The sequence below is a fragment of the Sphingorhabdus sp. genome (assembly GCF_023910635.1).
Taxonomy (GTDB): domain Bacteria; phylum Pseudomonadota; class Alphaproteobacteria; order Sphingomonadales; family Sphingomonadaceae; genus Sphingorhabdus_B.
This window is the reverse complement of the sequence record NZ_JAAVVZ010000007.1, coordinates 110336-120161: the sequence shown is the minus strand read 5'-3', so window position 1 is coordinate 120161 and position 9826 is coordinate 110336. Positions and strand designations below refer to the sequence as shown.

The window sequence follows — 9826 nt, the reverse complement described above, 5'->3', positions numbered from 1 at the left end:
ATGAACTGCAAGGAATTTTGACATGGCGCGCATAAAAAAAGACAATGATGATCTGGCTGCAATCGATGCACGACGTAAGACGCTCAAGGCTGAATTAGCCAAACTCAATGAGGCTGAAAAGCGCGCAAAACAAGCAACGCTTGATGCTGGCCGCACGGTGCTGCTGGCTGCACTCCAAAAGGTTAAGATCGGCAAGATGGAAATAGGTGATGCAAAAGCAATTGCAAAGGCAATCGAAACGCTGGGCGGTGCTGCAATTGCGCAAAAACTGCGATAGAATGGAGCCTTAAATGGTCTCGTTGGGGCTAACGATATTCCATCCTTGATTGGACAAGGCTTGCATGATCGTTTGCTTGCAAAATAGGCAGCTTTTTGATTCAATTTAGGCATTGACGGGGATCAACATCATGCAGCGTTATTTTGTCATAGACCGCGAAATGTCGCCCGGCGATACCGGTTTTGAAGCGATGGTTGAGCGCGCTTATTCTATCAAGAGCAAGGTGCGCTGTTTATGCCGCCGTGATCGCGATCTTGATCTATATATTGCTAACAGGCAGGGCGCGTATATTTTGGCACGCTGGCCCGGAACTGGCGCGCTCCATGCGTATTATTGCGACCATTATGAGGCACCTGATTTTCTCACCGGTATCGGACAGGTTCGCGGCCAAGCGGTTGTTGATGATGATGTGACAGGCGAGACTTTATTGAAGTTTGGATTTGCGCTTTCGCGTGGTCCTGCGCGTAGTGCTCCGGCTTCGTTTACAAATGACAAGCCTGATGTGCGATCAACGGGGCAGAAGTTATCTATTCGCGGTTTTTTGCATTATCTTTGGGACAGGGCGCAGCTGACGCATTGGCATCCGGCGATGCAGGGTAAGCGCAACTGGTTTGTTGTGCGGCGCGAGCTGGTGAGCGCTGCGCTATCGTGCAAGGTGCGCGGCGAATCGCTTGGTCAATATTTGTTTGTCCCTGAGACTTTTAAGCTTGATGACAAGGAAGCGATTTCGCGCCGTCGCCATGGCGAACTTTCGGTCGCCGATGCGTCGCGCGATGCTATCATGATTATGGTCGGCGAAGTGAAGTCGATAGAAAAAGCGCGTTTCGGTGAAAAGATGCTGATCAAGCATTTACCGGAATGGCCGTTTTTGATCGACGAGGACATGGCGCGGCGCTTTCACAAACGGTTCGCGGTCGAAGAAGCATTATGGCAATCAGACGACGATGGCGGGCATTTGGTCATGGCCGCCAGTTTTTCAATTGGTGCGTCGGGATTACCGCAACTTTATGAATTGTCGGTAATGCCAGTAACGCGCGATTGGTTGCCATATGAAGGTTTGGAGGAGCGGGCACTTTTAATGAAGTCTGTGGCGTCCCGTCGGCGCTTTGTGAAGGGCATGCGGGTCAATTTGGCCCTGAATAAACCCATTGCAAGCTTGACCTTTACCGACACGCCGCATGAGGCAACTGCGGTCTATTTAACAAGGAACTTGCCTGACCCTGCGTATGACAAGGCGCTTGCCGATCTGATGCGGACGCAAGGTGTGTCCCATATGACGTGGCGCACGGGCGATGAATTGCCTTCCAAAGGCTTGGCTGCACAGCCGATTGCAACGCCAAGCGGTGTTGGGTCTGGCAAGGCGCATTGACCGCGATACAGGTGCAGCGGCATGGCGCTTCACGTAAACTTTTCGCTGGCCTTTGTTTGCTTTATCGCTGAACAAATTGGAGTTGCAAGCCTAAGCCTTGGGCAATTGCCACCACCGTTTGAAAACTGGGTTTGCTTGTTGGCCGTGTGGCTTTGTTGATGCCTTGGCGTGTTAATCCGGTTTTATCGCAAACCTTCATCATTCCAGCGGCGCGCACAGCAACGCCTAGTGCATGTTGCGTTAAGGCTGCGTTGCCATCGGCGAGCATGTCGGTGAGATAGTCAGCGATATCTTCTTCGTTTTCGAGCAATTTTGCAGCGTCAAAAATTTCTAATGTGCTTGGATCGATCATAAATTTATCTCCTTCGCCAGTCTCTGCGCGAGCGTAATATCTCTATTTTGCGACGACTTGTCGCCGCCACATAACAGAATGATGAGTTCATCTGCGCGGCGCACAAAATACAGTCGATAACCTGGGCCATAATTATTTTTATCTCGGCCAGCCCCTGCCCTAAATCCCGAAATTTTCCAACATTTCCAAATGCGGCGCGCTCAATTCTTCCGATGACAATTTGTCGAGCAATGTCAACAGTCGTTACCATGCGGACATGATTATATAGGCGGGGCGGCTAGCCGCTCCGCCTATAAATCGGGTTCATGCGGCTTTGGTTTCTCCTGTGTGTTGGCTCTGGTCCATTTCTGGCCGGATGATTGTGACGGCAATTCCGGCGGTCCGCATTTTTTCTGCCAAGTCGACCTGTATGTGTGAGCCTTTGCAGATGATGGCTTGAACGGGTGCCAGTTTTACAAGCGCGATGTTGCGCTTAAATCCTGCGGCGCGTCCGTGGGCCATGTTCAATTTGAACGCGATGAGTTTGACGTCATTTGCTGCTGCCCATGCGGCTGCAATTGCGTCAACGCCTGTGCGCTGTGCGGTTGTTGCCAAAATCATGGATGGGCTAAATGCTTTTGCTTGGTCAAGCGCTGCATAGACTGCGCGGTAGTCATCCCAAACGCTTGCGCCTGTTATAACGACGACGGGGCCAGTGGGGGCCAATTGCTCGCGGCGTTGCTGCGCTCTGGATGCAAGAAAGTCGCGGGCTTCGATGTGCGAAGCGCTCAAGGCTGATGATACGCGCGAACCTTTGGTGCTGCTCCAAGGCTGTCCGGCTTCAACGCGATAGACTTCGGCTGCATGGTCGCGCATACATTCCAGCGCTTGGCGGGCTTCTGTTAGCGTTTGGGTTATGCGTTGCTGTGTTTCGAGCTGGGTTGCATAGATTTCTGACGGGTCAAACTCTCGCGCCATTTCGCCTAATTTTTTGGCTGCGTCATCTTCTTGGCGTTCAATCTGTCCAGCTACCATATGGAAGCTGTTCACAAAGCCCCATGCAAGGCGCTGCGCGAAGGGCTGCAAACGGGTTTCGGCCATGACGTCGAACATCCCTCGCATGACGGTTTCTACGCAAAGCTGCGCTGTGCGTGGATCGGGGAGCTCGTCGTTCGTTTCTGGTTCGTATACCGATAATTGGGCGCGCGCGATATCTTCGGCGAATGCGGATGCATAATCGCCGCGAACGTCGGTTTGCTCGGCGTATAGTTCCATTATCTCGGCTAAGCTGCTAATGCGCTTGGGTTGGTTGCTGGTCATCGTTCTAATCCTTCGTCTGATTGGCGACTATCGCGGCCTTTGCAGGGTTAGACTGCTTTTGCCGAAACTGGATTGGGGGAAGGCTTTTGGCCCTCCCCCTTTCCTTTTACAGTGCGGGTGCTTCAACTTCCTGCTCTGTCTTTGCCTTGCGGCCTTTTGGGCTAGCTGCTGCTTCGCCTTCGGTGCTGTTGCCTAGTCCATCGTCTGCTGCGTCCATTGGCGCATTGCTCCGGCGGCGATTGGCTGGAATACCGAAAACGATTTCATCTTCGCCAGTTTCGTTGTTTTGGCGTGGGAAGCCAAGCAACTGGATTTGACCAAAAGAGCGGTCTTTAATGCTGCCTTGCAAGAAAGCCGAGCCATCGGAGTTGCTGAACTTTTCCCATACCGCGCCGATTTGCACCCATTCATTCGCGCTTTTATTGAGGCCATGAACTTCATATTTGGGTGCATCGGGATTGTCGGAACTTACCGCGCGCAAGGCTACCACAAGTGATATTTCCAGACTTACAAAACGGCCCATGACTGTTCCGTTATTGGCGTTGCGGCGAACGATACCAAGCTGTTGCATATTCGACATATTCTTAATCCTTCATCTAATATCGGCAAAATTGCCGGATTTTTTAAGTATCAAGCCGGTTAGCGACTTGATGTCTTATATATAGAGCCCCACTTTTATTTCGTCTATATCATTGATTTCTTGACAAAAATTCATCTGGCTTGGTGAACCTGAGCGCAAACCGGAGCTTTAGCTCCCACAATAAACATAAAGCCGTAGGCTTTCCATAATCGGTGCTGCAAAAACACAAGGGGGCTTCGTCTTCATCCGTCTCGGAGCCACCTTCGCGCAAGGGTCAAGGCGCATGGGCAAGCGACTGGCAAAGCAATCGACGTCGCGCTGGAGCCTAAGCGCAGCTTGAAGAAAACGGCATTTTGCATCTTTCAAAATCAAACAAACGCCAAAATGCCGTTTTCTTCTAGCGCAGCTAGGCAAGAGGCAGCGATTGCTTTGACTCGCGCCCATGCAACGCAGTCACTGTAGCGAAGTGGCGCAGAGATGGATGAAGACGCAGGTTTTAGCGGCACGCAAGTCCGGCCAGACCTGGCCGGGCTTGCCACTTTTCTTGCTTCACGAGAGGATCGTCACCTGCAAAGGCGGAGACAGGCTTCAGCCTGGCTCCGGTCGGCCCATTTGGGCCGACTAGAGCCGTGCCCGGCCAGAGGCCGGGTCTCGCCCAGCTCTCCTCAAATTTCATAACTATCAATCTCAAAAATTCGAGAACATCGTGTTTTTCATGCGTTGCCGAAGGTTGGTATTTTGGGAGTAGGATTTTTGTCGGGCACTTTGCTTTGCGCTGCTGAATTGTTTTTTCTATCACAGCCTGGACATTGAGCCGACCGGCCAACATCATTACACAAGCATGATATGCGGCTACTTAGCGGCAAGACATATCATGGGTAGTTCGGTTAGATATGCGCAGAATATGCCGGCCTTGCGACAGACTTCCTCAACCGTCCTCCCGTCCTCTGCCTGCTTCAATATGAACGCTGTTTGCTGTTCGCTGAACCTACTCTTCTTCATGCCAAAATCTCCTGGCTGACAAATGCCAAACCTAACAGAGATTTTTCTCCCAAAAAATGGACCAATTTGACGAGATCAGGTCAAAAAGAACCGGTCTTTCTCATAAAGGTCGGACCAAAAAAGGGGCTAGGCTCAATACCGGATCGGAAGCTAGTCCAAACTGGAGTAATCTAAGGGCTCAGACCAATTCCTATTCTCTTCAGCTTTTGATACTAAAATTCAGTGTGTGCTATCGAGTGCCAAACAGGGAGAAGAATGTGAGACTCGATTATTCGACTGCCGTCGCTGGCATCGCGCTAGTTATTGGAGCGCCAGCCGCTGCTCAGGAAATATCTCCATCCATGAGTGAATCCGAGCGTTGGGAGGGCGGCCTGGACCTCTCGCTTTCACCTCGTTTCGGTCAGTCTCTTCCGTTTCGCGCCGATGACGACATTCACAAGAAAAATGAGCGAGTCGTGCTATGAAAATATGTACATATAACATCGAGAGCATGACCGCGATGTTCGATGGTGATAATATAAAAAAAAGCGCTATCCCACGGGCAAATGCCATAGCAACGGTCTTGAAGAGAATTAATCCAGATATTATTGGAATATGCGAAGGGCCTAGAAAATCGTCGCAGTTACAGTCATTTTTTGATGAATTTGCTCCTGAATTGAAATTGAAAGTCGTGCGGTCCTATTCGCGGGGCTACGAAAATCTTCTGTTTGCCCATCGAGACAATGTTGAACCGGTTGCAATCGACCCAGACCTGAACTTCTACGACACCTGGCTTGCCGATCCCGATGGTAACGGATTGACCAAAAAGTTCTGGTGGGACAAACAACCGCTCGAAGTTATCTTCAAGGAAAAAGAATACGGCCAGCAATTTCGCGTCATTCAGGTCCACGGTCCAACCAAGGGTATATTGAAGGCGGTTAGTTTCTTCATGTACGAACGAATTTCTCTCGCTAAACGCATACAGATGGTTGCAGAGGCTGATAGGCTGCGTATTCGTATCGAGCAGTTACTCAAGACAGAGTCATACATACCGTTCATAATTCAAGGTGACATGAACGATGACCCCACTCTTGATTACAGTGAGCGCTTGCTAGATGGAAGTTATCTCTCTAATCTAATGGGAAATATTTACAAACCTGAAACGATTCTACACGATGCTTTGGGTTATCGCTGGGTCGAAGTGGAGGGTCGTGAGGATCTCTGGACCTGCACTTACGAGGATCCGATCATCAAAGAAGCTTTTGGCAAGCTGCATTACGTGTGGATTGACCATCAGTTATTTGCTCCCTCTTTCAAGACTTCTCGGGAGGTTTTCCTGAAAGATCGATCTGGGCGCGTCGATGTCAAAGACGAGTTTTCGGCAGCGGCCTCTGATCACTATGCAATCTGGTGTGAGCTTGGCTTCAACGCCATGGCGGCCACATGAGAGAACCAGCGGGCGACGCGCGATTGGTGGAATCCACGGGGCGCATCACGGTGACCGGCGCTTGTGGTTGGCTTGGCACGCACATCGTCGAGATGCTGCTTGCCCGTGGCGTGGCGGTTACTGGTGTGGATAAGTTCGCTCCAAAGTTCGAACCGGACAACAAGTTATACCGCCATGTAGTCGCCGATTTACGCGACAAGGATGACCTGACTCAGGCCGTTGAAGGGGCGGAAATCGTAATTCATACTGCGGCGTTGCACGGGTATCATTTAAAATACATGTCGAAAGAAGAATTGTTGTTCAACAATATAATGAGCGATAACAATCTTTTTGAAATTTCCATAGAACATGGCGTAAAGCACATTGTTTTTACTAGTTCGACGTCCATCTATGGGCTTTCCAAACGTGAGCAAAGGGAGGCCATCTGGGTTGATGAGCAGCTTGATCCCCGCCCGGATGACATATATGATCTTACGAAAATGCTGTCTGAAGAGCATCTGCAGATAGCCTGCCAAAAGCACGCAATCGGGGTGATCGCGCTGAGGGCGACGCGCTTTTTCCGTGCCGACGATCTCAACTACAATTTGCTGAAGCTTTATCGCGGCGTTGACGTCAGAGATGTGGCCGAGGCGCATGTACTAGCCGCATTTGCGCGATTGCCAACTGGGTTCGAAGCTTATAATATTGCGGCCCATTGTCCCTTCAAGAAATCCGATTGCGCAGGACTATATCGCCACGCTCCTAGTGTCGTTGAGAACTATTTTCCAGGTGCTGGCCAGATGCTTGCGCGGATGAATGCGGCCATGCCGGAGTCGATTGATCGGATTTTCGACATTTCCAAGGCACGAGAGCATCTTGGCTACGTTCCTAAGCACAATTTTCGCGACTACTACAATTCGAAGATGAGAGAGATGTCATGACGTTGATTGAAGACAGAACGCGGCTTGCCCTCTATGGTGGCGCTCCAACCATTACCGAGAAATTCGCGGAGAAGTGGCCGCCAATGACCTCCGCCGACGCGCAGGATGTCGCCGATATGGTTCTGCGCGGTGAACTTTCTTATTATGGTCGCGAAGGCTATGCGAAGGATCTTGAAGACCAGTTTCGAGACTATTTGCCGTGTCGCTATGCGCTCGCTACCAGTTCCGGCACCGCAGCGCTTCATTCGGCTTTTTTCGCATTGAATCTTTCGCCCGGTGATGAGGTTTTGGCGCCAACCTATACCTTCTTGGCGACGGTCATGCCGCTGTTTGCCCTCAATCTGGTTCCAGTCCTGGTTGATTCGGATCCGGTTACGGGGAACATGGATCCCGACGATATTGAACGCCATATCGGCCCTCGCACCCGCGCGATCGTGCTCACTCACATGTGGGGTATTCCATGCGATATGAGGCGTATCATGCAAATTGCCCGCAAGCATGGCATCGCGGTGGTGGAAGATTGTTCGCATGCGCATGGGGCAGAAGTGGATGGGCAGCGGGTTGGTACAATCGGAGATATTGGAGCCTTCAGCCTGCAAGGCAAAAAACTGGTAGCGGCTGGTCAGGGAGGGATGCTGACCTGCAATGATCGGAATCTGTTTGAACGCGCGGTACTGTTTGGTCATTTCAAGGTTCGATCATTTCAAGATGTTACGTCGTCGGAACTGAAAGATTTTGGCGGAACTGGTCTGGGCCTGAACTATCGCATGCATCCTCTTGCAGCCAGGCTTGCGCATAACCAATTTGTGCGTCTGGAGGAGTATATCGATGGGCGCCGGAGCAATTTTGAACTCCTCTCAAGCTTACTCGCTGGAATCCCTGGCGTGATCGCGCCACAGGTGCCAGACTATGCCGATCGCTGCGTGTGGTACAGTTATAAGCCGTTGTTCGATCAGGCTTCGCTGCCTACGGTGGATATCGACACTTATGTAGCGGCCTTGAGGGCAGAGGGCGTCGAAATTGAGCGATCGGAAACGCGCCCATTGCATTGTGAGCCGATCTTTCAGGGAAAAGCGCACGACCATGTTGCGACCTTCGGCCATTTTGATAGCAGCAAGTTTGGTGGAGGGCTGCGTCGATACAAGGACAGCGATTTCCGGGGAAGTATGGTTTACAGTAGCAAAACGCTTGTAATAGAGCCTTACACCCGCAAAAATCCAAAGCTGATGCACGATATCGCGGCCGCGTTTCGTAAAGTCAGCGAACTTGCATACACTTTGCCGGCGTAAGTCTAATTTTCGAAGTTACCAAAGATTTTTTGGACTGGCGCAAACTGGCTCATGGTAATGAACGCCAAAAGCAGGCGTATAAAATCGTGGAATCATTGAATATTGATAGCAGCGTTGATTTTGACCTGACTTACTGCGTGGCCGGAACGATTCCAATCGATATTGATATTGAAGATAGCGATATCGATATAATCTCATCAACACCAGATTTGAAAAAGATGGAGTCTTGGCTTTCCAAGAAATTCTGCGATTATCCAAACTTCATTTCATTCTATTTTACCAGTTCGGATGGTCGAGCTTTGGTTGCCAAAGTAAGGATCGAGGGATATTTGGTTGAATTCTTCGCAGTGGAAAAACCTTTGAACGAGCAATTCGGATTTCGCCATATGATCGCGGAATGGCAAATTCTGAAGCGATTTGATGAGGAATTTCGGCGAGATATTCGTTCGCTGAAGCGATCGGGTATCAAAACGGAACCTGCCTTTGCCATGCGGCTTGGACTTGTCGGCGACCCCTATGGCGCGATTTTAGACTATGCCACACAGATGGAAGCGACCTGATCCGGGCGAAATAGAGCGTCTTTCGATCAGTCTGAATCATACCAGGACGAACTGAACTGACCTGCTCCCGATAAATTGGTCCATTTTTTGGAAGAAAAATCTCTGTTAGGTTTGGCTCCTTTAGTTGCCTTTGTTGCTTGTTTGATTGCGCCTTTGTCTGATTTCTGTTGGCGTTTTCCAAGCCAGCATGAACCTATTTATCCAATCAAGCTGTTTAGGTAGTCCGGTCACATTGTCGTGGATTATGGCAGGGTGAACCGGGAAGCCTATTTCAACATCTAAATTAATTTGGCCGCCCAAATCGCATTTCTGCGTTTTAGCTACTCCAACCACTGTGCTAAAGGCAGCCAGAATGGTGGTTCTTGTGTTCAGTATTTCTTGGACATAACTTTTGCTGACCGACGGGGTGGCAACGTGGACGTTAAACTGGTCCATGATTTTATCGTATAAATCGCTTGGAAAAAGTTCGCTCGCGCCGAGCTCTTCTAAGCGCGCTGCGTCCGCATCCGACAACCATACGTCAATTTTGCTTAAGTTGACTGCTAAATCGTGGAGCACGCTTCGTGTATTAGCTTGGAAGGAGGGGTCTTCAGGCCTTGATGCTAGATTAGACAGGGAGACTATGGTGCGCTCCAGAAGCGCGCTGATTTCCAATTTTGCGTCCAACGTTGAAGCAAGCTCCATTGTTTCTATAGCTGTTCCCAAATTCATGCAATTTTCCTGATGAAATTACCTTCAAAGATAAAAATCTG

At 50.2% G+C, this 9826-nt stretch carries 10 protein-coding genes and 1 pseudogene; 6 read left to right on the top strand and 5 right to left on the bottom strand.

The window, feature by feature from the left end; all coding sequences use genetic code 11:
- Positions 1-22 precede the first annotated feature (22 nt).
- Both HEQ34_RS06315 and HEQ34_RS06310 read left to right on the top strand, forming a co-directional pair.
- Entirely contained in the window at positions 23-277 is a 255-nt protein-coding gene (locus tag HEQ34_RS06315; protein WP_296198843.1) for a hypothetical protein, read from the top strand.
- A 130-nt stretch (positions 278-407) separates the two neighbouring features.
- Entirely contained in the window at positions 408-1646 is a 1239-nt protein-coding gene (locus HEQ34_RS06310) for a DUF1173 family protein (protein ID WP_296198841.1), read from the top strand.
- A gap of 61 nt (positions 1647-1707) precedes the next feature.
- On the opposite strand, the gene HEQ34_RS06305 is transcribed toward HEQ34_RS06310, so the two are convergent.
- The 4 genes and pseudogenes from HEQ34_RS06305 to HEQ34_RS06290 form a co-directional block, all read right to left on the bottom strand.
- Entirely contained in the window at positions 1708-1998 is a 291-nt protein-coding gene (locus HEQ34_RS06305) for an addiction module antidote protein (protein ID WP_296198839.1), read from the bottom strand.
- 303 nt (positions 1999-2301) lie between these two features.
- Positions 2302-3297 carry an SLOG family protein gene (locus HEQ34_RS06300; RefSeq protein ID WP_296198837.1) on the bottom strand — a complete coding sequence of 332 codons (996 nt, stop codon included), beginning with the start codon at positions 3295-3297 and terminating at the stop codon, positions 2302-2304.
- Between the two features lie 106 nt (positions 3298-3403).
- Positions 3404-3877, bottom strand: coding sequence for a DUF736 family protein (locus HEQ34_RS06295; protein ID WP_296198835.1), 474 nt, complete (start codon positions 3875-3877; stop codon positions 3404-3406).
- 903 nt (positions 3878-4780) lie between these two features.
- A pseudogene (locus HEQ34_RS06290) lies at positions 4781-4879 on the bottom strand (transposase); the annotation flags it as partial.
- A 460-nt stretch (positions 4880-5339) separates the two neighbouring features.
- On the opposite strand from HEQ34_RS06290, the gene HEQ34_RS06285 reads away from it, so the two are divergent.
- From HEQ34_RS06285 to HEQ34_RS06270, 4 genes are read left to right on the top strand one after another with little or no spacing between them, the layout of a single operon-like run.
- Entirely contained in the window at positions 5340-6305 is a 966-nt protein-coding gene (locus tag HEQ34_RS06285) for an endonuclease/exonuclease/phosphatase family protein (RefSeq protein ID WP_366934844.1), read from the top strand.
- Complete coding sequence (locus HEQ34_RS06280) at positions 6302-7225, top strand: NAD(P)-dependent oxidoreductase (protein WP_296198833.1); 924 nt, start codon at positions 6302-6304, stop codon at positions 7223-7225. The genes HEQ34_RS06285 and HEQ34_RS06280 overlap by 4 nt, the downstream gene beginning before the upstream one ends.
- The gene (locus tag HEQ34_RS06275; protein ID WP_296198831.1) at positions 7222-8514 is read left to right on the top strand and encodes a DegT/DnrJ/EryC1/StrS aminotransferase family protein; all 1293 of its coding nucleotides are present in this window, start codon (positions 7222-7224) and stop codon (positions 8512-8514) included. The genes HEQ34_RS06280 and HEQ34_RS06275 overlap by 4 nt, the downstream gene beginning before the upstream one ends.
- A gap of 29 nt (positions 8515-8543) precedes the next feature.
- On the top strand, positions 8544-9074 hold the full coding sequence (locus HEQ34_RS06270) for a DUF4269 domain-containing protein (RefSeq protein ID WP_296198829.1): 531 nt from the start codon (positions 8544-8546) through the stop codon (positions 9072-9074).
- A gap of 120 nt (positions 9075-9194) precedes the next feature.
- Here HEQ34_RS06270 and HEQ34_RS06265 read toward each other — a convergent pair whose 3' ends face one another.
- A complete protein-coding gene (locus tag HEQ34_RS06265; RefSeq protein WP_296198827.1) occupies positions 9195-9785 on the bottom strand; it encodes a hypothetical protein in 591 nt (196 codons plus the stop codon).
- Between the last annotated feature and the right edge of the window lie 41 nt (positions 9786-9826).

Bases quoted from the DNA above. Each gene is read 5' to 3' on its own strand.
- HEQ34_RS06315 (WP_296198843.1), top strand. From the start codon at position 23: ATGGCGCGCATAAAAAAAGACAATGATGATCTGGCTGCAATCGATGCA.
- HEQ34_RS06310 (WP_296198841.1), top strand. From the start codon at position 408: ATGCAGCGTTATTTTGTCATAGACCGCGAAATGTCGCCCGGCGATACC.
- HEQ34_RS06305 (WP_296198839.1), bottom strand. From the start codon at position 1,998: ATGATCGATCCAAGCACATTAGAAATTTTTGACGCTGCAAAATTGCTC.
- HEQ34_RS06300 (WP_296198837.1), bottom strand. From the start codon at position 3,297: ATGACCAGCAACCAACCCAAGCGCATTAGCAGCTTAGCCGAGATAATG.
- HEQ34_RS06295 (WP_296198835.1), bottom strand. From the start codon at position 3,877: ATGTCGAATATGCAACAGCTTGGTATCGTTCGCCGCAACGCCAATAAC.
- HEQ34_RS06285 (WP_366934844.1), top strand. From the start codon at position 5,340: ATGAAAATATGTACATATAACATCGAGAGCATGACCGCGATGTTCGAT.
- HEQ34_RS06280 (WP_296198833.1), top strand. From the start codon at position 6,302: ATGAGAGAACCAGCGGGCGACGCGCGATTGGTGGAATCCACGGGGCGC.
- HEQ34_RS06275 (WP_296198831.1), top strand. From the start codon at position 7,222: ATGACGTTGATTGAAGACAGAACGCGGCTTGCCCTCTATGGTGGCGCT.
- HEQ34_RS06265 (WP_296198827.1), bottom strand. From the start codon at position 9,785: ATGAATTTGGGAACAGCTATAGAAACAATGGAGCTTGCTTCAACGTTG.